The following is a 23,457-nucleotide window of genomic DNA, read 5'->3' as shown; positions in this document are numbered from 1 at the left end:
CCATGAGCGACAGTCACTCCCCTCACGGCTTCGACCTGGTGCGCCGTGGGTACGAGCGCGCCCAGGTCGACGAGCGGATCACCAAGCTGGTGGCCGACCGTGACAGTGCCTTGACCCGGATCAGCGCGCTGGAGAAGCGCATCGAGGAGCTCCACCTGGAGACCCAGACCGCTCAGGCGGCGGTCACCGAGGCGGAGCCCTCCTACGCCGGTCTCGGCGCCCGCGTCGAGAAGATCCTGCGGCTCGCCGAGGAGGAGGCCAAGGACCTGCGCGACGAGGCGCACCGCGCCGCCGAGCAGCACCGCGAGCTCGCCGAGGCCGCCGCCCAGCAGGTCCGCACCGAGGCCGAGAACTACGCCAAGGACCGCAAGGCCAAGGCCGAGGACGAGGGCCTGCGGATCGTCGACAAGGCCAAGAGCGACAGCGCCCAGCTGCGCGCCGAGGCCAACAAGGACGCGCAGAACAAGCGTGAGGAGGCGGACGTCCTCTTCGAGGAGACCCGCACCAAGGCCGCCCAGGCCGCGCTGGAGTTCGAGACCAACCTGGCCAAGCGCCGCGAGCAGTCCGAGCGCGACCTGGCCGCCCGTCAGGCCAAGGCCGAGAAGCGCCTGGCCGAGATCGAGCACCGGGCCGAGCAGCTGCGCCTGGAGGCCGAGAAGCTGCGCACCGACGCCGAGCGCCGGGCCCGCCAGACCGTCGAGACGGCCCAGCGCCAGTCCGAGGACATCGTGGCGGACGCCAACGCCAAGGCCGACCGGATCCGCAGCGAATCCGAGCGCGAGCTGGCGGCGCTCACCAACCGCCGCGACAGCATCAACGCCCAGCTGACCAACGTCCGCGAGATGCTGGCGACGCTGACCGGCGCGGCCGTGGCCGCCGCGTCGCTGCCGAACGACGACACCATGGGCGTGCCCGCCCAGCAGTCGCGCTGACGCCGCGCACGACGGGCCCTCACCCTCCGGGGTGGGGGCCCGTCGTGCTGTCCCGCCGGCACCCGGCGGCCGGACCTCGACGCCGTCGCGGCCGGCCCGGGAGACCGCAGGCCGGCGGCCCGCTCCTGCGCCCGGCCGGCACCGTCTCCTTCGGCCGCTGAACCACCCCGGAGGGGAAGGCCGGTCCGGTCTCCCCCTCCGGCGGCCTCCGGACGGGCCCCGGGTCCTCCGGCCGGCCGGCAGGCCCTCGCGCGTTCAGCGCGGGTAGGCCCCGTCCGGCCGCTGGTGGCCACAGCTCAGCTGGTTGCCGTCGTCGTCCGAGACGGTGCCGAACCACGAGGTGCACCAGACCGAGACCGAGTCCGGCCAGTACTGCACCTCGAAGGGGTGCCCGGAGCCGTAGTCCCCGTACGAGGTGACGATGAACGTCTCCCCCGGCTTCAGCCAGTAGTCCTCGCCCAGCGGCTCCAGCGTCAGCTCGACCAGGCCCTCACCGCGGTTGGTGACGGGCATCCGGCCGGTGACCTCCAGCGCCGAGAAGTCCCAACTGCCCTGGTCCGCCTTCCGCTCGCTCATCCGGCCACCCGCTCCAGCAGCCGGCCGACGGCGGCGTTGAACTCCTCCGGTGCCTCCAGCGCGCTCAGGTGGCCCACGCCCGGGAGCACGGTCAGCTCGGCGTCCGGGCTCGCCCGCACCATCAGCTCGGCCTCCGTGAGCGGGATCAGACCGTCCTGCGCCCCCGCCACCACCGCGGTCGGCACCCGCAGCCCGGCCAGTACGTCCAGGGTCTCCGGCCGGGCCGCCATCGCCCGCTGCGCCCAGGCCACCGCCGCGGGTGACGCCGCGGCGATCATCCCCTGCACCCGGTCGACCAGGTGCCCGGAGTCCGGCCCGAGCTGGCCGGCCGCCACCTTCTCGTCCAGCAGCAGCTGGACGCTGTCGCGGGCCAGCACCGCGGCGGCGATCCGCTCCCGGTTGGCCCGGGCCGCGTCGGTGTCGGCGGTGGCCTTGGTGTTGGCCAGCAGCAGTCCGGCCAGCCGGTCCGGGTGGCGGCGGGCGAACGCCAGCGCCACGTAGCCGCCCATCGAGAGGCCGACGAGCACCGCCCGCCCGATCCCGGCCGCGTCCAGCAGCAGGGCGACGTCGTCGGCGAGCGCGTCCAGCGAGGGCTCGTCGGTGCCCAGCTCGGTACCGCCGAAGCCGCGCTGGTCGGGGGCGAGCACCCGGGCCCCGTGGCCGGTGGGCCCGGGCAGGGCGTCCAGTTGCGCGGACCACATCGAGGCGTCGAGCGGGAAGGAGTGCAACAGCACGAGGGGTGTTCCGGTACCGCTCTCGCGGACCGACACTGCGGAGGGGGGCTGGGTCATGGGCCCACCGTATTCCGGTGCGCCCGGCGGGCCCACTCAGCGGGCCACCCTGTCCGCTTTGTCATAGCCTGACGGAGAGTAAGGGAGCGCGAATGATCGAGTTGCACGACCTGACGAAACGTTACGGCAAGACCCTCGCCGTCGACCGGCTGAGCTTCCAGGTGCCGCAGGGCGTGGTCACCGGCTTCCTCGGCCCCAACGGCGCGGGCAAGTCCACCACCATGCGCATGATCCTCGACCTGGACCGGCCCACCGCCGGGCGCGTCACCATCGACGGGAAGAGGTACGGGCAGCTCAGCGAGCCGCTCAAGTACATCGGCGCGCTGCTGGAGGCCAAGGCCGTCCACCCCGGCCGCAGCGCCCGCGACCACCTGCTCTGGCTCGCCCAGAGCAACCGGATCCCCACCTCCCGGGTGGACGAGGCCCTCGCCCTGGTCGGCCTCACCGCGGTCGCCCGCAAGCGCGCCCGCGGCTTCTCGCTCGGCATGGGCCAGCGGCTCGGCATCGCCTCCGCCCTGCTCGGCGACCCCGAGATCGTCATGTTCGACGAGCCGGTCAACGGGCTCGACCCGGAGGGCATCCTCTGGATCCGCAACCTGATGAAGCGCCTCGCCGCCGAGGGCCGTACCGTCTTCGTCTCCTCCCACCTGATGAGCGAGATGGCCGTCACCGCCGACCATCTGGTCGTCATCGGCAAGGGCCGGCTGCTCGCCGACATGCCGATGGCCGAGTTCATCCGGCACAACTCGCGCTCCGCCGTCCGGCTGCGCACCCCGCACCCCGAGCGGCTGCTGGACGTGCTGGCCCGCTCCGGGGTCCGGCACGAACCCGGCCCGGACGGCTCGTACGAGGTGGTCGACGGCGACCTCGCCGAGCTCGGGGAACTGGCCGCCGCCCACGGCGTGGTGCTGCACGAGCTGAGCCCCCAACAGGCCTCGCTGGAAGAGGCGTTCATGCAGATGACGGCCGACTCGGTGGAGTACCACGCCGGGGCCGGCGAGGGCCGCGACGCGGCCGGCGCACCCGGTGCCTGGGGCGCCACCTGGCAGGGCGGCTCGGCTCGGCAGCCGGCGGCCAGCGGCACGGAGGAGAACTGAGATGGCGTCCTTCCCGGCGGTCCTGCGCTCCGAGTGGACGAAGATCCGCAGCGTCCGCTCGACGGTCTGGACGCTCGCCCTGGCCTTCGTCGTCACCCTCGGTGTCGGAGCCCTGCTCTCCCTGCTCACCAACAACAACTTCAACGAGTTCCGCGGCAACGAGGACACCCCGTTCGACGCCACCGGGACGGCGTTCTCCGGCATCATGCTGGGCGAACTGGCCATCATCGTCTTCGGCGTGCTCGCCGTCGGCAACGAGTACAGCAGCGGGATGATCAGGGTCTCCCTGGCGGCCGTCCCCCAACGCGGCACGCTGCTGACCGGAAAGGCGGTGGTGCTCGGCGCACTGGCCTTCGCGGTGTCCCTGGTCACCGCGTTCGTCACGTTCTTCGTCGGCCAGTCCCTGCTCGGCGACCACTCCACCGGCATCTCCGAACCGCACGTGCTGCGTGCGGTGTTCGGCGCCGCGCTCTACCTGACGATGCTCTGCCTCTTCTCGGCCGGCGTCACCGCGATGCTGCACAACCAGACGCTGGCGCTCGGCGTGCTGGTGCCGTTCTTCTTCCTGCTCTCGCCGATCCTCTCCGCGGTGCCGAAGGTCAAGACGCTGGCGCACTACTTCCCGGACTACGCGGGCTCGCGGATGCTCCTGGTGTACGAGCAGCACGGCCAGCCGTACGGCCCCTGGGCCGGCTTCGGCATCTGCCTGACCTGGACCCTGGCCGCCCTGGTCGGCGGGGCGATGGTCCTGAAGAACCGCGACGCCTGACCCGCGCCGCGCGTCCGCGGCGCCCCTCAGTACCGGGGGGCGCCGCGGCCGCGCTGGAGGTTGGAGGCGCGGCGCTCCCTGGCGCCCCAGCAGGCGCGATGCCAGTGACGCCGGTCGTCCACGCCGGCGCCGTGCATCGGCCAGGCCACCACGTGTCCGACGCCCGGCGGGATCTCCTGGTCGCAGCCCGGGCACCGGTAGAACCGCCCGGCCGTGCCGGCCACCGTCTGCACGACCCATTCGTCACCCTGGTAGCTCTCGGTGCGGCGCAGCGAGCCGCCGAGCGGGGCGGCGGCCGGCTCGGCCTGCTCGCGGTCGGCGGCGCTCTTGATCCGGTTGCGGCGGGGCGACACGTCGGGCTACCTCTCTACGGGGGATCGGGCCTCCAGCGTAGGCCGTGCGACTCATCCCCAGCTCCCCTATCACGCCACTGTCCGGCGCTTCGGGGTTTCCCGTGATATCCACCCGATCTTCCGCGAAATTCGTGGTTCGGCGTGCCATTGGCACATGACATCGGTTACTCACATGGGGGACAGGCGGGGCCCGCAAACCCTGCGCGCACCCGAGGAGGCCCAAGGATGACCAAGACCAGCGCCCGAGCCGAGACCCGCCGGCCCGCCGGGATCCGGACCCCGGAGCCCGCCCGGGCACTGGCCGCCGCCGGCCCCGTGACCGCCGCCGCGGGCACTCCGCTGCCCGCCGCGACGCCGTCCGGCTCGCTGCCCGCGGAGACCGCGCCGGTGCGGGTCGGCGCCTTCCTGCTCTCGGCGCAGTTCCCCGGGCAGACCCACGCCGAGGCCCTGGACCGTACCGTCCGGGCCGCCGTGGAGGCCGAGCGGGCGGGCCTGGACAGCGTCTGGCTGGCCGAACACCACTTCGTCCCGTACGGCGTCTGTCCGAACGCCGCCACCCTCGCCGCGATGCTGCTCGGCCGCACCCGCCGGATCGGCGTCGGCACGGCGGTCAGCGTGCTCTCCACCGCCCACCCGGTGGCCCTCGGCGAGCAGGCCGCGCTGCTGCACCTCACCTCGGGCGGGCGGTTCACGCTCGGGGTCGGCCGCGGCGGGCCCTGGATCGACCTGGAGGTGTTCGGCAGCGGCGTGGACGCCTTCGAGCAGGGCTTCCCCGAGCGGCTCGACCTGCTGCTGCGGTGGCTGCGCGGCTCCCGGGTCGGCGCGGACGGCCCGCAGTTCAGCTTCCCGGAGGTGGCCGTGGTGCCACGCGCGAGCGAGCCCGCGCGCACGCCCGAACTCGGCACCTGGCTCGGCCTCGGCGACCAGTCCGGGCTGCTGCGCTTCCCCCGTCAGCGCAAGGACGCCGACGGGGCAGGTGACGAACTCAACCCCGCGGGGCGGCCGGTGGCCGGCCCGCCGGTCGTGGTCGCCTGCACCTCGCCCGGCGGGGTGCGGCTGGCCGCCGAACGCGGGCTGCCGATGCTGCTCGGCATGCACTCCGGCGACGACGACAAGCTCCGGATGCTGGAGCTCTACCGGGCGGCCTGGCTGGCCGCGGGGCGCGGCGAGGAGCAGCTGCGCCGGGTGACCCGCCAGCACGTCGCGGCCGGCGTGGCACAGGTGGACGACCGCACCGCGGAGGCCCGGGCCACCCTGCTGCGGGCGATGCCCGGCTGGTTCGAGTACGGGCTCGGCGCGCACCGCACGGTGGACGGCCGGGAGCGCAAGATGCGCGACCCGCACCAGTACACCGAACTCCTCTGCGACCTGCACGCGGTGGGCACGCCGAAGCAGTGCGCGGACCGGCTGCTGGCCACCGCCGAGCGGACCGGAATCCGCCGCTTCGCCCTCCTCGCCGAGGGCAGCGGCGACCGCGAGGCCACCCTGCACAACATCGCCCGGCTCGGCTCCGAGGTACTGCCGCAGCTGGGCTGAGACCCCCTCCGGCCGGCGGACGGCCCGGGCCGCCCCTCCCCCTCGGCGGGGGCGGGCGGCCCGGTGGCGTGCCGGCGCCGGGGAGACGCTGTCCGACGACGGGTCAGCAGTCCCGGAGTTCCTCGGACTGGTTGAGCAGCTGCTCCCGGACGGACGTGAAGCGCTCGAACCGCGCCTCGTTGGGGCCCGACGGCAGGAACACCGCCACCCGGTGGCAGTTCTGGAAGGCCAGCCGGACACCGAAGTGGCGCTGCAGCGCACCCCGGATGGCGTCGCTGGCGAGGGCCCGGAGGAGCTGGCCGCGGGCCTGCTCGCTGGGCGGCGGTACGTGGTTGTCTGCGAAGTCGGTGCCGTCGACCTTCGCCTGGGCGACCAGCGAACTGATCAGCTCCCAGGCGTACGGCAGGGAGACGCGGACGCAGTCGACGAATTCCCGCTCGTCGACCTCGCCCCGCTCGGCCTTCTCCAGCAGGGCCGGTGAGACGTCGAGCGACATGGATTCTCCTCTCGCGGTCCACCCGCGCGGCGCCCGGGTGGTGATGCGTAGTCCAAGCTGAGGGTGAGGGTGGGCGAATCGCGCGTGATGTCCGGAACGCCGTCGGACGACTGTTTCCGGCACCGTGCGAAGGCGTCGGCGCCGAGGACGTGTCGAGGGACGTGTCGGGGGCGCCGGCCGCTCAGAACAGCGTGGCAGTCAACGGAGGGCCCGGCCGGTGATTCCTTCGGATTACTCCGGAAATACGCCCCGGTGCACCAGATTGGCCGGATCACGTTGGATCGTTCATCTGAAGTCTCCGTCCCCGTTGACAGCGCTCCTGCGAGCACGCCGTCACACACCGTAGCGGCCTTGGGGTGTGGGCGCCAGGGGGCCGACAGGCGTTCGCCGGATCGCCGAACCTCCATGTTCGCGGGGTTCGCGGATTCTTCACCCGGTCGTCGCGGAATCGCATCAACTGGCCCCGGTGGGCTAGCGTGGTCGACCGTGCGTCTCGTAATTGCCCGCTGCTCAGTCGACTATGCCGGTCGGCTCTCCGCCCATCTGCCCTCCGCCACCAGGCTCATCCTGGTCAAGGCCGACGGCAGCGTCAGCATCCACGCCGACGACCGCGCCTACAAGCCCCTCAACTGGATGTCCCCGCCGTGCGTCCTCAAGGAGGACGAGGGGGTCTGGACGGTGGTGAACAAGGCCGGCGAGAAGCTCATCATCACACTGGAGGAGGTGCAGCACGACTCCTCCCACGAGCTCGGCGTCGACCCCGGCCTGATCAAGGACGGTGTCGAGGCACACCTCCAGGAGCTGCTGGCGGACCGGATGGAGGTGCTCGGCGCCGGCTGGTCCCTGATCCGCCGCGAGTACCCGACCGCGATCGGCCCGGTCGACATCCTCTGCCGCGACTCCGACGGCGCGACGGTCGCCGTCGAGATCAAGCGCCGCGGCGAGATCGACGGCGTCGAGCAGCTCACCCGCTACCTGGAACTGCTCAACCGGGACCCGCTGCTCGCCCCGGTGAAGGGCGTCTTCGCCGCGCAGGAGATCAAGCCCCAGGCCCGCGTCCTGGCCACCGACCGGGGCATCGGCTGCGTGGTGCTCGACTACGACGAGCTGCGCGGCATCGACGACGACAAGCTGAAGCTGTTCTGACCCGCACCGCTCCCCGGGCCTCCGGGGAGCGGTGACCACGCCGTCTGCGCCCTAAGGCACGGGCGGCGTCGTGGTCGCCGAGCCCGTCGGCGTCGGGGTCGGCGAGGGCGTGCCGGGAGGCGAGGAGTGGGTGGCCGTCGTGGACGGCGAGGGGGTCGGCGTGGTGCCCCCGGAGGATCCGCCGGCCGCCGCGCCCCCGTTGGAACCACCCGAGCCCGACCCGGATCCCGACCCGGAGCCGCCACCCGAACCGGCCGGCGGCGGGTTACCGCCCGCACCGCCGCCCGCACCGCCGCCCGCGCCACCACCCGCGCCGCCCGCCGGGGGCTGCGACTGGTTCGGGGACGGCGGCTGCGAGGCGGACTCACCGGCGCTCGGCGACTTGCTCGGCTTCTTCGACGCGGACGGCGAGTGCGACGCCCCGCTGCTGCTCGACGAGGGCTCCGGGGCGGTCCCGGCCGCCTCCGGGGAGCCGTCCGGGCTCTCAGTGCCGCCCGTGGCCGTCGCCGACGGGCTGACGCTCGGCCGGGGCGTCGGCAGGCCCGCGGGCACACCGGTGCCGTCGTCGGACCTGCTGTGCGGGTCGGTGCTCCGGTGCTCGTCCGGGCCGGCGACGCTCATCGCGACCGCCGTGCCGAGCACGCCGAGCGCGAGCACCGCCGCCGAGGCGGCGACGACCGTGCGGCGGTTGGGTCCCGTGCCGGGGGTGGTCCGGAACCGCCACGGCACCTGGGCGATCGCCCGGATGACGGGCCGGCGCACGGGCGCCGGACCGGCTGCCGCGGCGGGCAGCTGCCGGCCGTCGGCGCGCAGCAGGTCGAGCATCCGGCGGGCGCCGGCCGCCCCGCGCGGTTCGCCGAGCGCGGCCCGCAGGGTCAGCGCGGACTCCAGTTCGGCGATCGCCCGGCCGGACTGCTGGACGCAGATCGCGTACACGCCCAACTCGTGGTGGAACCAGGCCTCGTCGGCCCGCGAGCCGGTCTGCCGTGCGGCCTCCAGGCCGAGCAGCAGGGCACGCTCCCAGGCCCCCCAGCGCAGCGCCAGGGCCAGCGCCGGGGCGGCGGCCCTGGCCAGCCGGACGACGGAGGCGTGCCGGCCGGCGGTCCGGTCGGCCAGCAGCACGCCGAGCACCACCTCGGCCTCGGCCGCGATCTGCTCGGTGGAGACCGAGCTGTGCCCGACCCACCAGGCGAAGTGCTGGGCGGCGCCGTCGATGCTGCCGCGGGCCGGCCACTGCGGGGCCAGCAGGTCGAGCGCGCCCGCGGTGAGCCGGTGGTGACCGCCGATGGACACCGCGAGCCCGGCGTCGGCGAGTTCGTGCAGGGCGCTCTCGCCCTGGCCGACGTCGATCAGCGCCGGCAGGTGCGGGGCGGTCGGGCACTCGCCGCCGAGCGCCACGGCGAGCCGCAGCACGGCCTGGGCGGGCTCGCTCAGGCCCTCGGCGAGCCGGACGGCGGGCGAGGCGCTCTCGGCGACGGACGGCAGCGGCACGGTCCCGCGCAGCTCGGCCTCGCGGACCGCCGGGTCGGGGTCGTGCGAGGGCTCCTCGACGGCGCCGAAGACGCCGAGGCGGTCCTCCTCGGCGGCCACCAGCGCGTCCACCGCAACGTCCCGCTGCCGCAGCAGCGCGGCGGCCTGGACGAAGCGCAGCGGCAGCCCCTCGGACTCGAACCAGAGGTCGACGGCCCAGGCCTTCTCGGCGGCGTCGAGCGGGCGGCCGGCCAGCCGGGCCGCGAGGGCGAGCGAGGCGGGGCGGGAGAGGCCGGCGACGAGGTGGTCCCGGAGCCGGGAGTCGGCGGGCAGCGGCGGGCTGTCGGGGGCGACGGAGATCAGGAAGGCGCAGTCGGGGGCGGCGGCGAGCAGGTCCTCCAGCTCGGGGCCGGCCGGCTCGACCTCGTCGATCACCACGATCGCGCCGACCCGGCCGAGGTGCTCGGCGAGCTGCCCGGGGTCGGGGCGGAAGCCGGGAGCCTGGTGGGTGGCGGCGAAGAGGTCCTGGAGGAGGTCGGCCGCGGTGCGGCGGTGGCCGCAGAGCTGGACGACGCCGCCGGGGGCGAGGTCGCCGGCCGCTTCGGCGACGGCCGACAGCAGGGCGCTGCGCCCGGAGCCGGCCTGGCCGACCAGACGTATCGAGCGGCCCTCGGCGAGCAGGCCGAGCAGTTGGGCGATGTCGGCCTCGCGGTCGAGCAGCGGGAGGTCCGCGGGCCCGGCGCCGAGGGCGAGCGGGCCGACCGCGCGACCCGGGCCGCCGACGGGCCCGCGCGCGGGTTCGGTGCGCTCGATCCGGCGGGGTCGGGGCCGCCACTCCTCGGGACAGGGGCGCACCTCGGAGCCGTCAGGGGTGCCGACGGTCACCAACAGGCCGCCGGAGACCAGTTCACCACCCCGGGTGCGAACGGCCTCCTGCCGGAACTCCCCGGATGGCTGTCCCACGATCTGCTCCGCCCCTGCTCTGCCGACGACTTCGCACGGCCGCGCCCGGGCTGGGATCCCCCCGGCCATGGTCCGGACGAGCCGGAACCGGGCCCGACGGCCGTGTTTCTGACGGCAGACTCTTGCACATCCGCCTCCGCGCGCGCAGCGCGGACCCACCCCACGACGGGGAACGGTGGGTCAGAGCGCGGGCCCGAGGACGGGCAGGGTGGCTCCGCGGGGCTCGGCGACGACGCCCTCGACGGCGAGGATGCGGTGCAGCCGGGTGGCCACCAGCAGCCGCTGGAGCTGGGCGGGAACGGAGCGCAGCACCAGCCGGCGGCCGATCCGGCCGGCCCGCCGGTGCGTTCCCATGATCACGCCGAGGCCGGTGGCGTCCCAGAACTCCAGCCGGGCGAGGTCGAGGACGAGGTCGCCCCGCCCGCCGTCGACGGCCTGGTGCAGCCGGACCCGCGCGTCGGCGGCGGTGCGCACGTCGAGGCGGCCTTCGATGGCCAGCGCCGCGTGGTCGCCCGTGATGCGCATGGTCTCCTCCTCCGCCTGGCGGGTCACTGGTGCGGGTTCGTCCCGCCCCGGCCGCGCCGGGCCCGGGAGCGGGTGTCCATCCGGGCGGGCCTGAAGCCCCGCGCCCGGGCCCGGCCGCAGCAACGTCAGCGTGGGCCGGGCTCCCCCTCATCTGACGGTGAACCAGGTCCGCAGGTTGCTGGTTCCGGCCAGATCTGAAGCAACTTCACTCGTCCGAGGGAATATACGCAGGAACTCTCCATACCTACGCTCGATTACCGCCCAAATCACCCGTCTGCGGCACCCGGCGTGAGGAAACTCACCCGCCCCCGGCGCGGCGGGCCGTACGATGCTCCGATCGCACGGCCCGCCTGGTCACACGCCTTCGTGGGTCACTTGCCCGGGTACGGGTAGAAGCCCCGGCCGCTCTTGCGGCCCAGGTCACCGGCGGTCACCATGCGCGCCATGATCTCCGGCGCGGCGAACTTCTCGTCCTGGGTCTCGTCGTAGATGTTCCGGGCGGCGTGCAGCAGGATGTCGACGCCGGTCAGGTCGGCGGTCTCCAGCGGGCCCATCGGGTGGCCGAAACCGAGCCGGCAGGCGGTGTCGATGTCCTCGGCGGTGGCGACGCCCGACTCGTAGAGCTTGGCGGCCTCGACGACCAGCGCGGTGATCAGGCGGGTGGTGACGAAGCCGGCCACGTCGCGGTTGACCACGACGACGTCCTTTCCGACGCCCTCGGCGAAGGCGCGGGCGGTGGCCAGGGTCTCGTCGCTGGTCTTGTAGCCGCGGACCAGCTCGACCAGCTTCATCAGCGGCACCGGCGAGAAGAAGTGCACGCCGACGACCGACTCGGGGCGGCCGGTGGCGGCCGCGATCCGGGTGATCGGGATGGCGGAGGTGTTGGAGGCCAGCACCGCGCCGTCCTTGGCGATCTTGTCGAGCTCGCGGAAGACGCCCTCCTTGACGTCCAGCTGCTCGAAGACCGCCTCGACCACGATGTCGGCCTCGGCGACCGCGCCCAGGTCGGTGGTGGTGGTGATCCGGCCGAGCGCCGCCTCGGCGTCCTCGGCGGTCAGCCGGCCCTTGGAGACGAACTTCTCGTACGAGGCGCGGATGCCCGCGAGCCCGCGCTGCAGCGCCTCCTCGGTGACGTCCCGCAGCACCACCGGGTGCCCCGCCTGGGCGGAGACCTGGGCGATGCCGGCCCCCATCAGGCCGGCGCCGATCACGGCGATCTGCTGGCTGGACGCGTTGCTCATGGCTTGGTCTCCCGGATGCCGTCGCCGCCCGGCGGGCGGGCCCTGAAGGCGGCTCAGGGCAGGGGTCACCCGCTTGAGCCGCGTCGCTCTGCGCCGGACTCTAATGCCCTTCACGCGCCCGTGGTGCCATCCGAGAGTGTGATCTGCGACCGAACCGGCCGGGCGGACCGGGTGGTCAGAGGGTGATGCCGAGGTCCTGGGCCAGGATCGCCGCCTGCACCCGGCTGCGCAGCCGCAGCTTGGCGAGGATCCGGCTGACGTGGGTCTTGGTGGTCGCCTCCGCCATCTCCAGCCGCCCGGCGATCTCGCCGTTGGAGAGCCCGGCCCCGAGGCAGGCCAGCACCTCCCGCTCGCGCGGGGTGAGCCCGGCCACCGCCGTCCGGACGTCCGGCCCGACGGTCCGCTCCGGGCGCGCGAAGGAGCCGATCAGCCGCCTGGTCACCGAGGGCGCCAGCATGCCGTCCCCGCGCGCCACCGTGCGGATGCCCTCGACCAGGGTGTCCGCCTCCAGGTCCTTCAGCAGGAACCCGGCCGCGCCGGCCCGCAGCGCACCGTAGACGTACTCGTCCAGGTCGAAGGTGGTCAGCACGAGCACCTGGGCGGCCCCGGCGGCCACCACCTGGCGGGTCGCCGAGACGCCGTCCAGCCGGGGCATCTGGACGTCCATCAGGACGACGTCGGGCCGCAGCTCCAGGGCCAGCCGCACCGCCTCCTCGCCGTCCGCGGCCTGCCCGACCACCTCCAGGTCCGGCTCCGCCCGCAGGATCATCACCAGCGCGGCCCTGACCGCCGCCTGGTCCTCCGCCACCAGCACCCTGATCGTCATGCCCGTCCCTCTCCCGCCTCGGTCACCAGGGCCCGCGGCAGCACCGCGCGCACGGCCCAGAACTCCCCCTCCGGCCCGGCCGTGAAGTCGCCGCCCAGCAGCGCGGCCCGCTCCCGCATGCCCACCATGCCCGCCCGGGCCCCCGGCAGGGCCTGGCCGGCCCCGGTGCGGTACGGGCTCTCCACCGCGATCCGCACCTCCTGGGGGCAGTACTCCAGCAGCACCCGGACGCGGCCCGGGCCGGCGTGCTTGAGCGCGTTGGTCAGCGACTCCTGGACGATCCGGTACGCCGCCAGGCCGACCGGCACCGGCAGCTCCCCGCGGTCGCCGCTCTCGGTGAACTCGAAGTCCAGCCCGACGTCCTGCCCGGCCGCGCGCGCCTGGGCGAGCAGCGCGTCGACCGCGCCCAGGTCGGGCGCGGCGTACGACTCGTCGGCCTCTCCCCCGCCGCTGTCCCGCAACAGGCCGATCATCCGGCGCATTTCGGCCAGCCCCTGGACGCTGTTCTCCCGGATCACCGCCAGCACCTCCACCAGCGGGTCGTCCTCCGACCGCCGCTGGCGGCGGGCCACCGACTGGGCGCCGGTGGCGTGGATCGCGATCGCCGACAGGTGGTTGGCCACCACGTCGTGCAACTCCCGCGCCATCCTGGCCCGTTCGGCGACGACCGCCTCGCGCCGGTCCAGCTCGGAGAGCAGCGCGGTCTGTTCGGCCCGCAGCCGCTGGGTCTCCGCCTCCTGACGGTGCTTGCGCACGATGTCCCCGGTCCACACCGGCGCCAGGTAGACCAGCGTGGTCAGCACCACGACGGCCACCGCCGTCGGGGCGTCGCTGAAGACCAGCACCAGGGTCGAGAGCACCAGCACCGAGCCGGCGCCGGTCAGGTGCAGCACCCGCGACATCCTCGGACTGCCGTAGAGCACCGCGGCGTACAGCAGGTCGGTGTACATCAGGGTGGTCGCCAGGAGCGCCCCGCTGAAGATGCTGACCGCGAAGGCGATCCCGCCGACCGTGGCGATGAGAACCGGCCTGTTCCGGCGGACCAGCTCCAGCGAGGCCATCACCAGCAGCGGCGGGAGGGCCATCCAGCGGGGGATGTGACCCGAACCGTCGTACACCTTCAGGGCGATCAGCAGCAGCCCCCCGAGCAGCCCGAAGAGCGCGATCGCCCGGTCCTCCTGCCGCGGGGTGAGTGTGGGTCTGCGCACGGCCCCATCAGATCATCCCCGGCGGGGCCGGCGGCTCCGGTGCGGGGAGGATCCCCCGTACATCGAAAGGTGCAGGCCCGGTTCGGCTCCGGCGACGACGACGCCCGCGCGCTCGTCGGGAACGCTGGAGGGGTCACCGAGAGCCGCGGAGCCCACCATGATCGTCACCCTCGTCCTCGCCGCCGAGGCCGCCTTCTGGATCCTCCTCGGGCTCGGCCTGGCCACCCGGTACCTGCTGCGGTGGCGCCGGGTGAGCACCGTGCTGCTGGTCGGGCTGCCGGTCGTCGACCTCACCCTGTTCGCCCTCACCGTGCTCGACCTGCGCGGCGGCGCCACCGCGAGCTGGACGCACGCGCTGGCCGCGGGCTACGCGGGCTTCTCGATCGGCTACGGGCCGTCGCTGGTCCGCTGGGCCGACCGGCACTTCCAGTACCGCTTCGCCGGCGGGCCCAAGCCGGTGCGGTCCCCCCAGTACGGCCCCGAGCGGACCCGGCACGAGTGGCGGATCTGCGGGCGGACGGTGGTCTCGGCCGCCATCACGCTGGGTCTGATCACCGCCCTGGTGCCGCTCTCCGCCGGCGCCGCGCACTTCTCCGACTTCACCGGCTGGTACGCGCGGCTGGGCATCACGGCAGCGATCAACGTGATCGTGGCGGCCTGCTACTCGCTCTGGCCGAAGGAGGCGCCGGCCGGCGCGATCGTCGAGGACGGCCGCGTGGTCGGCTGGACGATCCCGCGGCAGTAGGCCCCCGCCGGGGTCAGCGGTTCTCGCCCGGCACCCAGAGCACGTCGCCCCGCTCCTTGTTGGCCGTCCGGGCCAGGATGAACAGCAGGTCGGAGAGCCGGTTCAGGTACTTGGCGGTCAGCGGGTTGACGCTCTCCCCGTGCTCCTCGATGGCGGCCCAGGTGGCCCGCTCGGCCCGGCGCACCACCGTGCAGGCCAGGTGCAGGTGGGCGGCGCCGGCGGTGCCGCCGGGGAGGATGAAGCTGCGCAGCTTCTCCAGCGACTCCAGGAAGTGGTCGCAGTCCTCCTCCAGCCTGTCGATGTAGGACTGCAGCACCCGCAGCGGCGGGTACTTCGGGTCCTCCACCACCGGGGTGGCCAGGTCGGCGCCGACGTCGAAGAGGTCGTTCTGCACCCGGGTGAGCACCGCGGCGACGTCCTCCGCCAGCCCGCCGACGGCGATCGCCACGCCGATCGCGGCGTTCGCCTCGTTGGTGTCGGCGTACGCGACCAGGCGCGGATCGGTCTTGGTCGTACGGCTCATGTCACCGAGCGCGGTGGTGCCGTCGTCGCCGGTACGGGTGTAGATACGCGTCAGATTGACCATGGGGCCCAGCGTAGCCAAGCGGTTAGGCGACGTTAACCCTCCCCCGGCCTTGGCCGGGGGTACCCCCGGCCGAGGGTCTCGTCGCTACGCGACGTTGACCCTCTGACCGGGGGGCGCCGCCTCCAGCCAGGCGAGGAAGCCGGTCAGCGCGTCCTCGCTCATCGCCAGCTCCAGCGGGGCGCCGTTGTGCAGGCACCTCAGGACGACCGAGCCGGAGAGCAGCGCCAGCTCCTCCTGCCCCTCGGGGTAGCGCCGGCCGAGCACCTCGATCTCCCGGCGGGGCAGCACCCGGCGCGGGCGCGGGGCGTACGAGAAGACCCGGAACCACTCGATCGAGTCACCGCTGTAGCGGCCGATACCAAAAACCCACCCCTTGCCGTCGGTCTGGGGGACCGGGGCCGAGGTGGGTTTGCCGTTCTCGTCGAGGTCGGGCTGCGTCGAGGCGTCGGCGGGCATTTTGAGCCGGTAGCTGCAGTCGAACGTGCCGCCGACCCGCTGGATCACACGGCGCCGTACCGCGAACGCGACCAGGCCGATCACACCAGCGGCCACGACCGCCGCACACACCACAAGGGCGAGGACCATGCTCACCTACCTCCTCGCTACCCGCGTTCCCCGTATCGGTCGTATCAAGCGACCGCATTGACCTACCAACTGATACGACAGTCCCGGGGTCACGCTCGCGCGTCCCCGGGACCGTCGGTCGACCCCGCTACAGGGTCTGGCGCACTCAGGCGTGGGCCTTGAGACCGCGCGCCGCGAACAGACGCACCTCGGCGCGTCGCTCGGCGTGCTCGTCCAGGTCCGACTGCGCCTTCTCCAGTGCACGCTCGGCACGCGCGACGTCGATCTCGTCCGCCAGCTCGGCGATCTCCGCGAGCAGAGACAGCTTGTTGTCGGCGAAGGAGATGAAGCCGCCGTGCACCGCGGCGATCACGGTGCCGCCGTCCACCGTGCGGATGGTGACCGGACCGGTCTCCAGCACGCTCAGCACCGGGGTGTGGCCCGGCATGATGCCGGTGTCACCGGAGGCCGTACGGGCGACGACGATGGTGGCCGCACCGGACCACACCTTGCGGTCGGCTGCGACCAGCTCGACGTGCAGCTCAGCCAACGTGGGCTCCTAGGCTCATGCAACCCCCGATTACTCGGGAGTTTCGGTAAGAATAACGGGCCCGCGCCCCCGGCATGAAACCGGCGGCACGGATTTGACCGGAATCACAGCCGATGCGACGCGAGGGGTGGGTCCCAGGGCTGGGGCCCACCCCTCACGGTCACTCAGCTGCTACCGGCCGCGACTACTTCTTCGCGAGCTCGGCGGCGTTCTTCTCGAGGTCCTCGATGCCACCGCACATGAAGAAGGCCTGCTCCGGAACGGAGTCGTACTTGCCGTCCGCGATCGAGTTGAAGGCCTCGATGGTCTCGGACAGCGGCACGGTCGAACCCTCGACACCGGTGAACTGCTTCGCCACGTAGGTGTTCTGCGAGAGGAAGCGCTCGATGCGACGGGCACGGTGGACCGTGACCTTGTCCTCCTCGGACAGCTCGTCGATACCGAGGATCGCGATGATGTCCTGGAGGTCCTTGTACTTCTGCAGGATCCCCTTGATACGGATGGCCGTGTCGTAGTGGGTCTGCGCGATGTACCGCGGGTCGAGGATGCGGGACGTGGAGTCCAGCGGGTCGACGGCCGGGTAGATGCCCTTCTCCGAGATCGGGCGCGACAGAACGGTCGTCGCGTCCAGGTGGGCGAAGGTGGTGGCCGGGGCCGGGTCGGTCAGGTCGTCCGCGGGGACGTAGATCGCCTGCATCGAGGTGATCGAGTGACCACGGGTCGAGGTGATGCGCTCCTGCAGGAGGCCCATCTCGTCGGCCAGGTTCGGCTGGTAACCCACCGCGGAGGGCATGCGGCCGAGCAGGGTCGACACCTCGGAACCGGCCTGGGTGAACCGGAAGATGTTGTCGATGAAGAGGAGCACGTCCTGCTTCTCGACGTCACGGAAGTACTCCGCCATGGTCAGCGCGGAGAGCGCGACGCGCAGACGGGTGCCCGGCGGCTCGTCCATCTGGCCGAAGACCAGCGCGGTCTTGTCCAGAACGCCCGAGTCGACCATCTCGTCGATGAGGTCGTTGCCCTCACGGGTGCGCTCGCCGACGCCGGCGAACACCGACACACCACCGAAGTTCTCGGCGACGCGGTAGATCATCTCCTGGATCAGAACGGTCTTGCCGACACCGGCACCACCGAACAGACCGATCTTGCCACCGGTGACGTACGGGGTGAGGAGGTCGATGACCTTGATGCCCGTCTCGAACATCTCGGTCTTGGACTCGAGGTCCTTGAACTCCGGGGCCTTGCGGTGGATCGGCCAGCGGACCTCGACCTGGGACTCGAACTCGTCCTTGTCGACGTTCAGCACGTCACCGAGGGCGTTGAAGACCTTGCCCTTGGTGATCTGGCCGACCGGCACGGAGATGGCCGCACCGGTGTCGGAGACCTGCGCGCCACGGACCAGGCCGTCGGTCGGCTGCATCGAGATGCCGCGGACCATGCCGTCGCCGAGGTGCTGGGCGACCTCGAGGGTCAGGGTCTTCTTGCCCGTGCCGTCGGGGTTGTCCACCTCGACGTGCAGGGCGTTGTACATGTCCGGAATCGCGTCGACGGGGAACTCCACGTCGACGACCGGGCCGATGACCCGCGCGACGCGGCCCGTCGCCGTGGTCGGCTCAACAGTGGTGGTCATTCTCATTCGCTCCCGCGGCTAGCGTCGGCGAGGGCGTTGGCGCCGCCGACGATCTCGCTGATTTCCTGGGTGATCTCGGCCTGACGGGCCGAGTTGGCAAGCCGCGTGAGCGACTTGATGAGCTCGCCGGCATTGTCCGTCGCGCTCTTCATCGCACGCCGGCGAGCGGCGTGCTCCGAGGCGGCCGACTGCAGCAGCGCGTTGTAGATCCGGCTCTCGACGTACCGCGGCAGCAGCGCGTCGAGGACGCCCTCCGCCGACGGCTCGAAGTCGTACAGCGGGAAGATCTCGTTCTTGGCCTTCGACTCGTCGCTGAGTTCGACCTCGTCGAGCTTCAGCGGCAGCAGCCTGGCGTCGACCGCCGTCTGCGTCAGCATCGACTCGAACTTGGTCGAGACCAGGTGGAGCTCGTCCACGCCGCCCGTCTCGGCCGTGAAGGCCTCGATCAGGTCGGCCGACACGGCCTTCGCGTCGCCGTACGTCGGCTTGTCGGAGAACCCCGTCCACGAGCCGGCGACCGCGAGGTCACGGAAGCCGTAGTACGAGACGCCCTTGCGGCCGACGATGTACGTCACCACTTCCTTGCCCTCTTCGCGGAGCTTCGCACTGAGCGAGAGCGCCTGCTTGATGGCGTTGGTCGAGTAGCCGCCCGCCAGACCGCGGTCCGCCGTGATCAGCAGAACGGCGGCCCGGGTGGCGTTCGGGTTCTCGGTGGTGAGCGGGTGCTTGGCGTTGGACCGGGTGGCCACCGCCGTCACCGCCCGGGTGAGCTCATCGGCGTACGGAGTGGAGGCGGCCACCGCGCGCTGCGCCTTGACGATGCGCGACGCGGAGATCATCTCCATCGCCTTGGTGATCTTCTTCGTCGCGGTGACAGAGCGGATCCGGCGCTTGTAGACCCGAAGCTGTGCTCCCATGGGTCGTTACGTCCTTTCCCTCGCTACCGGACTCAGGCCTGCTCGCCGAGCAGCTTGCCGTCGGCGGTGGTGAAGCCCTGCTTGAAGGCGTCGATCGCGGTGGTCAGCGCGTCGACGGTGCCGTCGGCGAGCAGACCGGTCTCGACGATGCCGGCCAGCAGGTCCTTGTGCTGCAGGCGCACGTGGTCCAGGAACTCACGCTCGAAGCGACGGATGTCCGCCACCGGGACGTCGTCCAGCTTGCCGGTGGTGCCGGCCCAGATGGAGACGACCTGCTCCTCGACCGGGAACGGCTGGTACTGGCCCTGCTTCAGCAGCTCGACCATGCGCGCACCGCGCTCCAGCTGGGCCTTGGAGGCCGCGTCCAGGTCGGAACCGAAGGCGGCGAACGCCTCCAGCTCACGGTACTGGGCGAGGTCCAGGCGCAGACGGCCGGCGACCGAGCGCATGGCCTTGATCTGGGCGGAGCCACCGACGCGGGAGACCGAGATACCGACGTTCACGGCCGGGCGGATGCCGGCGTTGAACAGGTCGGACTCCAGGAAGCACTGGCCGTCGGTGATGGAGATGACGTTGGTCGGGATGTACGCCGAGACGTCGTTGGCCTTGGTCTCGATGATCGGCAGACCGGTCATCGAGCCGCCGCCGAGGGCGTCGTTCAGCTTCGCGCAGCGCTCCAGCAGGCGGGAGTGCAGGTAGAAGACGTCACCCGGGTAGGCCTCGCGGCCCGGCGGGCGGCGCAGCAGCAGGGAGACGGAGCGGTAGGCCTCGGCCTGCTTCGACAGGTCGTCGAAGATGATCAGGACGTGCTTGCCGTCGTACATCCACTCCTGGCCGATGGCCGAGCCGGTGTACGGGGCGAGGTACTTGAAGCCGGCCGGGTCGGAGGCGGGAGCGGCCACGATGGTGGTGTACTCCAGCGCGCCGGCCTCCTCCAGGGCGCCACGGACGGACGCGATGGTGGAGCCCTTCTGGCCCACGGCGACGTAGATGCAGCGGACCTGCTTCTCCGGGTCGCCCGAGCGCCAGTTGTCGCGCTGGTTGATGATCGTGTCGACGGCCACCGCGGTCTTGCCGGTCTGGCGGTCGCCGATGATCAGCTGACGCTGGCCACGGCCGATCGGGGTCATCGCGTCGATGGCCTTGATGCCGGTCTGCAGCGGCTGCTTGACCGACTTGCGGGCCATGACGCCGGGGGCCTGCAGCTCCAGGGCACGGCGGCCGGTGGAGGCGATGTCGCCCAGACCGTCGATCGGGTTGCCCAGCGGGTCCACGACGCGGCCGAGGTAGCCGTCGCCGACCGGCACGGAGAGGACCTCGCCGGTGCGGCGCACCGTCTGGCCCTCCTCGATGCCGCCGAACTCACCGAGGACGACGACACCGATCTCGCGGGTGTCGAGGTTCAGCGCGAGGCCGAGCGTGCCGTCCTCGAACTTCAGCAGCTCGTTCGCCATGACCGAGGGCAGACCCTCGACATGCGCGATACCGTCCGCCGCGTCAGTGACCGTGCCGACCTCTTCACGCGAGGCGGCGTCCGGCTGGTACGACTGGACAAAGTCGGCCAGCGCGTCCCGGATCTCCTCCGGACGGATCGTAAGCTCCGCCATCAGGCTTCCCTGCTCTCCTAGTTTGCGATCCTCGGCCCGCCATTGAGGGCCGCAAGTATTCGACTCTCGGCCGGGTCTCTCGAACCGGCCGTACGATTTGCCGGCTCCTATTGGGAGCCGGTTCCCGACCGAGGGTCGGATGTGCTTCGGTGCTCAGCCTTCGAGCGACTGGCGAGCGCCTTCGAGGCGGCTCGACACGGTGCCGTCGATGATCTCGTCACCGATCTGGACCCGGACACCGCCGACGACCTCGGGGTCGACATCGATGTTCAGGTGCACCTGGCGGCCGTACAGCCGGCCCAGGGCGCCCGAGAGGCGGTCCTTCTGGCCGTCCGACAGCGGCACCGCGGTGGTGACCAGGGCCACCACGCGACCGCGCCGCGCCGCGGCGAGCTTCGAGTAGGACTCCAGGCCCTGCTCAAGGCTACGGCCACGCGGAGCGTTCACCAGGGCGGTGACCAGCCGGACGGTGCCGGCGTTGGCACGGCCGCCGAGCAGCTTCTTGATCAGCGCAGCCTTGGCGACGGCGCCGGCCTTCGGCTCGGTCAGCGCGGCGCGCAGCTCGTTGGAGCCGCTCACCACCCGGCCGAACCGGAACAGCTCGTCCTCGACGTCGTCCAGGACACCGGCCTTGTCGGCGGCGATGACCTCGGCGTACGCGGCCAGCTCCTCGACGGCGTCGACCAGGTCACGCGCACCCGACCAGCGGGAGCGGACCAGGCCGGAGACCAGGTCGAGGGTCTCGCCGGAGACCTGGCCGGTCAGCAGCGAGGAGACCAGCTGAGCCTTGTCCTGGCCCGACCGGGACGGGTCGGTCAGGACGCGGCGCAGCGACACCTCACGGTCCAGGAGGACCGTGACGGCGGTGAGCTCCTCGGCGAGCTTGGCCGCGTCCACCGAGGTGGAGTCGGTCAGGCCTTCGAGGTTCTGCCGCCCGGCGGCGAGGGCCTCACGGCTGGCGCCGATCACTTGGCCGCACCCTGAGCAACGGCGGCCTTGGCCTCCAGCTCGTCCAGGAAGCGGTCGATGACGCCGCTCTGCCGCGCGTGGTCCTCGAGGGACTCACCCACGATGCGGGAGGCCAGCTGCGAAGCGAGCGAACCCACGTCCTGGCGCAGGGCGGCAGTCGCCTGCTTCTTGTCGGCCTCGATCTGCGCGTGGCCGGCGGCGACGATGGCCTCGCGCTGACGCTGGCCCTCCTCGCGCATCTCGGTGAGCTGGGCAGCGCCCTGCTCGCGAGCCTGCTCGACGATGCGGGCAGCCTCGTGACGCGCCTCGGCGAGCTCGGCGCGGTACTGGTCAAGCAGGGCCTGGGCCTCGGCCTGAGCGGCCTCGGCACGCTCCATGCCGCCCTCGATGGCGTCCCGGCGCTCCGACAGCACCTTCTCGATGCTGGGGAGGAGCTTCTTGCCGAGGAGACCGAAGACGATGAAGAAGCAGAGCAGGCCGATGATGATCTCGGGCCATGCGGGGAGGAGAGGATTCATCTTCTCCTCGGCCGCGAGCGAAGCCGCGATGCTCATATCTGGACCTTCCTCGAATGGGTCTGCGGCAGGATTACTTGTTGCCGAAGACGAACGGCATGACGATGCCGATGAGGGCGAGCGCCTCGGTCAGCGCGAAGCCGATGAACATGTTGGAACGGATGAGGCCGGCGGCCTCGGGCTGACGGGCCATGGCCTGGACACCGTTACCGAAGATGAGACCGACGCCGATGCCGGGGCCGATCGCGGCGAGGCCGTAGCCGATGGACGCGACGGAACCGTAGACAGTGCCCTCAGCGAGGAAGCTCATTGCAGTTGTCCTTTGCAGGGTGGTGAACCGGTGGTGATTGGCCACCGGGCGATCCGGGAGGTTGGTTCGGGGAGGGCCGGGGCCCCTGGCTCAGTGCGCCTCTTCGAGGGCACCGGCGATGTAGCTGCTGGCCAGCATCACGAAGATGTAGGCCTGCAGGAACTGGACCAGCAGCTCGAAGGCGGTCAGCGCGACGGCGACGATGAACGAGGCCGAGCCGTACAGCGCGCCCAGGGTCGGGCTGAGCAGGTACCAGGAGGCGATGGAGAACATCACGATCAGCAGGTGGCCGGCGAACATGTTCGCGAAGGCTCGGACCGCGAGCGTGAAGGGGCGCACGAAGATGTTCGAGAAGAACTCGATCGGCACCAGGATGAACATGACCCAGCCGGGGATGCCCGAGGGCCAGCAGAGGTTCTTGAGGCCGCCGACGAAGCCGTGCTTCTTGAAGGTCAGCGTCATGTAGGTGACCCACACGACACCGGCCAGGCCGGCCGGGAACGCGATCGCGGCCGTCACCGGGAACTGGGCGAACGGGATGATCGACATGATGTTCATCAGCCAGATGAAGAAGAACATCGAGACGAGCATCGGGACGTACTTCTCGCCCTTCTTGCCGATCGTCTCCAGCACGATGGACCGCTTGACGAAGTCGTAGCCGATCTCGGCGACCAGCTGCAGCTTGCCGGGAACGAGGCGCGGCTTGGCGAAGCTGACCCAGAAGAAGACGACCACCAGCAGCGCGACGACCATCGACAGCAGCATCGGCTTGTTGAAGTAGAAGCTGCCGATCGAGAAGATCGGCTTGAAGTCGAACTCGTTCAGGCCCGGGGCCGGGAAGCCGCAGCCAGCGTCCCCGAAGTGGCAACTGCCTGAGGCGAGGGACGTGAGCTGATCAGCACTCACCACGGACTCCTTCGTCGTGACGCATGGTTACGGCAACCTCGGTGTGTCGGCGTGGCCTGCGGCCACGGAGCGGCACTGGAACTTGATGGGTTTCTCGCGGACCCCGCGCGGCGGCTATCTGCGCCACAGCGGGACCATCGAAGACTGCGCGGGTCCGGGGGGCGATCCGTCCGTCTTCCGGACAGACCTGGCCTCTTCCCGTACTCCGTTGTTGCGACGGACGATAGCA

25 protein-coding genes are annotated in these 23,457 nt (G+C 71.9%); 6 read left to right on the top strand and 19 right to left on the bottom strand.

Annotated features, from left to right (window positions below):
* Positions 1-2: 2 nt before the first annotated feature.
* The gene (locus J5Y04_RS08895) at positions 3-932 is read left to right on the top strand and encodes a cellulose-binding protein (RefSeq protein ID WP_148642894.1); all 930 of its coding nucleotides are present in this window, start codon (positions 3-5) and stop codon (positions 930-932) included.
* 255 nt (positions 933-1,187) lie between these two features.
* On the opposite strand, the gene J5Y04_RS08890 is transcribed toward J5Y04_RS08895, so the two are convergent.
* Together J5Y04_RS08890 and J5Y04_RS08885 are read right to left on the bottom strand one after the other, a co-directional pair.
* Entirely contained in the window at positions 1,188-1,508 is a 321-nt protein-coding gene (locus tag J5Y04_RS08890) for a hypothetical protein (RefSeq protein WP_209411306.1), read from the bottom strand.
* Entirely contained in the window at positions 1,505-2,299 is a 795-nt protein-coding gene (locus J5Y04_RS08885; protein WP_209411305.1) for an alpha/beta fold hydrolase, read from the bottom strand. Before J5Y04_RS08885 ends, J5Y04_RS08890 begins: the two co-directional genes overlap by 4 nt.
* Positions 2,300-2,391: 92 nt before the next feature.
* Here J5Y04_RS08885 and J5Y04_RS08880 point away from each other — a divergent pair, with 92 nt between their 5' ends.
* Together J5Y04_RS08880 and J5Y04_RS08875 are read left to right on the top strand one after the other, a co-directional pair.
* Complete coding sequence (locus tag J5Y04_RS08880; protein WP_209411303.1) at positions 2,392-3,396, top strand: ABC transporter ATP-binding protein; 1,005 nt, start codon at positions 2,392-2,394, stop codon at positions 3,394-3,396.
* Position 3,397: 1 nt separating this feature from the next.
* Complete coding sequence (locus tag J5Y04_RS08875; protein ID WP_209411301.1) at positions 3,398-4,165, top strand: ABC transporter permease subunit; 768 nt, start codon at positions 3,398-3,400, stop codon at positions 4,163-4,165.
* Between the two features lie 26 nt (positions 4,166-4,191).
* On the opposite strand, the gene J5Y04_RS08870 is transcribed toward J5Y04_RS08875, so the two are convergent.
* Positions 4,192-4,518: an ATP/GTP-binding protein gene (locus J5Y04_RS08870; RefSeq protein ID WP_209411300.1), complete on the bottom strand. Its 327-nt coding sequence runs from the start codon at positions 4,516-4,518 to the stop codon at positions 4,192-4,194.
* 387 nt (positions 4,519-4,905) lie between these two features.
* On the opposite strand from J5Y04_RS08870, the gene J5Y04_RS08865 reads away from it, so the two are divergent.
* A complete protein-coding gene (locus J5Y04_RS08865) occupies positions 4,906-6,054 on the top strand; it encodes an LLM class flavin-dependent oxidoreductase (RefSeq protein ID WP_209411521.1) in 1,149 nt (382 codons plus the stop codon).
* 103 nt (positions 6,055-6,157) lie between these two features.
* Here the strand turns inward: J5Y04_RS08865 and J5Y04_RS08860 are convergent, their stop codons facing one another.
* Positions 6,158-6,550: an SCO5389 family protein gene (locus tag J5Y04_RS08860; RefSeq protein ID WP_148642900.1), complete on the bottom strand. Its 393-nt coding sequence runs from the start codon at positions 6,548-6,550 to the stop codon at positions 6,158-6,160.
* A gap of 486 nt (positions 6,551-7,036) precedes the next feature.
* On the opposite strand from J5Y04_RS08860, the gene nucS reads away from it, so the two are divergent.
* Positions 7,037-7,696: an endonuclease NucS gene (gene nucS, locus J5Y04_RS08855; protein WP_209411298.1), complete on the top strand. Its 660-nt coding sequence runs from the start codon at positions 7,037-7,039 to the stop codon at positions 7,694-7,696.
* A 51-nt stretch (positions 7,697-7,747) separates the two neighbouring features.
* On the opposite strand, the gene J5Y04_RS08850 is transcribed toward nucS, so the two are convergent.
* The 5 genes from J5Y04_RS08850 to J5Y04_RS08830 all read right to left on the bottom strand — a co-directional run bounded on the left by J5Y04_RS08850 (position 7,748) and on the right by J5Y04_RS08830 (position 13,929).
* Positions 7,748-10,129, bottom strand: coding sequence for an ATP-binding protein (locus tag J5Y04_RS08850; protein WP_209411297.1), 2,382 nt, complete (start codon positions 10,127-10,129; stop codon positions 7,748-7,750).
* A gap of 180 nt (positions 10,130-10,309) precedes the next feature.
* Positions 10,310-10,654, bottom strand: coding sequence for an STAS domain-containing protein (locus J5Y04_RS08845; RefSeq protein WP_148642903.1), 345 nt, complete (start codon positions 10,652-10,654; stop codon positions 10,310-10,312).
* Positions 10,655-11,025: 371 nt separating this feature from the next.
* A complete protein-coding gene (locus J5Y04_RS08840; RefSeq protein WP_209411296.1) occupies positions 11,026-11,895 on the bottom strand; it encodes a 3-hydroxyacyl-CoA dehydrogenase family protein in 870 nt (289 codons plus the stop codon).
* A 175-nt stretch (positions 11,896-12,070) separates the two neighbouring features.
* Entirely contained in the window at positions 12,071-12,721 is a 651-nt protein-coding gene (locus J5Y04_RS08835) for a response regulator transcription factor (RefSeq protein ID WP_209411295.1), read from the bottom strand.
* Entirely contained in the window at positions 12,718-13,929 is a 1,212-nt protein-coding gene (locus tag J5Y04_RS08830; RefSeq protein ID WP_209411294.1) for a sensor histidine kinase, read from the bottom strand. Before J5Y04_RS08830 ends, J5Y04_RS08835 begins: the two co-directional genes overlap by 4 nt.
* Positions 13,930-14,086: 157 nt before the next feature.
* Between J5Y04_RS08830 and J5Y04_RS08825 the strand changes: the two genes are divergently transcribed.
* Entirely contained in the window at positions 14,087-14,674 is a 588-nt protein-coding gene (locus tag J5Y04_RS08825) for a hypothetical protein (protein ID WP_209411293.1), read from the top strand.
* 13 nt (positions 14,675-14,687) lie between these two features.
* On the opposite strand, the gene J5Y04_RS08820 is transcribed toward J5Y04_RS08825, so the two are convergent.
* From J5Y04_RS08820 to atpB, 10 genes are all read right to left on the bottom strand, one after another.
* Complete coding sequence (locus tag J5Y04_RS08820; RefSeq protein WP_148642908.1) at positions 14,688-15,260, bottom strand: cob(I)yrinic acid a,c-diamide adenosyltransferase; 573 nt, start codon at positions 15,258-15,260, stop codon at positions 14,688-14,690.
* An 84-nt stretch (positions 15,261-15,344) separates the two neighbouring features.
* Positions 15,345-15,845, bottom strand: a complete 501-nt coding sequence (locus J5Y04_RS08815) for a DUF2550 domain-containing protein (protein WP_148642909.1) — start codon at positions 15,843-15,845, stop codon at positions 15,345-15,347.
* Between the two features lie 145 nt (positions 15,846-15,990).
* Complete coding sequence (locus tag J5Y04_RS08810; protein ID WP_148642910.1) at positions 15,991-16,374, bottom strand: F0F1 ATP synthase subunit epsilon; 384 nt, start codon at positions 16,372-16,374, stop codon at positions 15,991-15,993.
* 184 nt (positions 16,375-16,558) lie between these two features.
* Positions 16,559-18,004: a F0F1 ATP synthase subunit beta gene (gene atpD / locus J5Y04_RS08805; protein WP_209411291.1), complete on the bottom strand. Its 1,446-nt coding sequence runs from the start codon at positions 18,002-18,004 to the stop codon at positions 16,559-16,561.
* 2 nt (positions 18,005-18,006) lie between these two features.
* The gene (locus J5Y04_RS08800) at positions 18,007-18,921 is read right to left on the bottom strand and encodes a F0F1 ATP synthase subunit gamma (protein WP_209411290.1); all 915 of its coding nucleotides are present in this window, start codon (positions 18,919-18,921) and stop codon (positions 18,007-18,009) included.
* Positions 18,922-18,953: 32 nt separating this feature from the next.
* Positions 18,954-20,528 (bottom strand): F0F1 ATP synthase subunit alpha, encoded by a 1,575-nt coding sequence (gene atpA, locus J5Y04_RS08795; protein ID WP_209411289.1) that lies wholly within the window; start codon positions 20,526-20,528, stop codon positions 18,954-18,956.
* A gap of 153 nt (positions 20,529-20,681) precedes the next feature.
* Complete coding sequence (locus J5Y04_RS08790; protein ID WP_148642911.1) at positions 20,682-21,497, bottom strand: F0F1 ATP synthase subunit delta; 816 nt, start codon at positions 21,495-21,497, stop codon at positions 20,682-20,684.
* Positions 21,494-22,051, bottom strand: a complete 558-nt coding sequence (locus J5Y04_RS08785) for a F0F1 ATP synthase subunit B (RefSeq protein WP_209411287.1) — start codon at positions 22,049-22,051, stop codon at positions 21,494-21,496. The genes J5Y04_RS08790 and J5Y04_RS08785 overlap by 4 nt, the downstream gene beginning before the upstream one ends.
* Positions 22,052-22,085: 34 nt before the next feature.
* Positions 22,086-22,322 carry an ATP synthase F0 subunit C gene (atpE, locus tag J5Y04_RS08780; protein WP_148642913.1) on the bottom strand — a complete coding sequence of 79 codons (237 nt, stop codon included), beginning with the start codon at positions 22,320-22,322 and terminating at the stop codon, positions 22,086-22,088.
* A 90-nt stretch (positions 22,323-22,412) separates the two neighbouring features.
* Positions 22,413-23,228: a F0F1 ATP synthase subunit A gene (gene atpB, locus J5Y04_RS08775; RefSeq protein ID WP_209411285.1), complete on the bottom strand. Its 816-nt coding sequence runs from the start codon at positions 23,226-23,228 to the stop codon at positions 22,413-22,415.
* Positions 23,229-23,457: the final 229 nt, after the last annotated feature.

It is taken from the genome of Kitasatospora sp. RG8 (assembly GCF_017813315.1).
Lineage (GTDB): Bacteria > Actinomycetota > Actinomycetes > Streptomycetales > Streptomycetaceae > Kitasatospora.
Note: the sequence above shows the minus strand (reverse complement) of the source record. Positions and strands in the feature narration are given on the sequence as shown.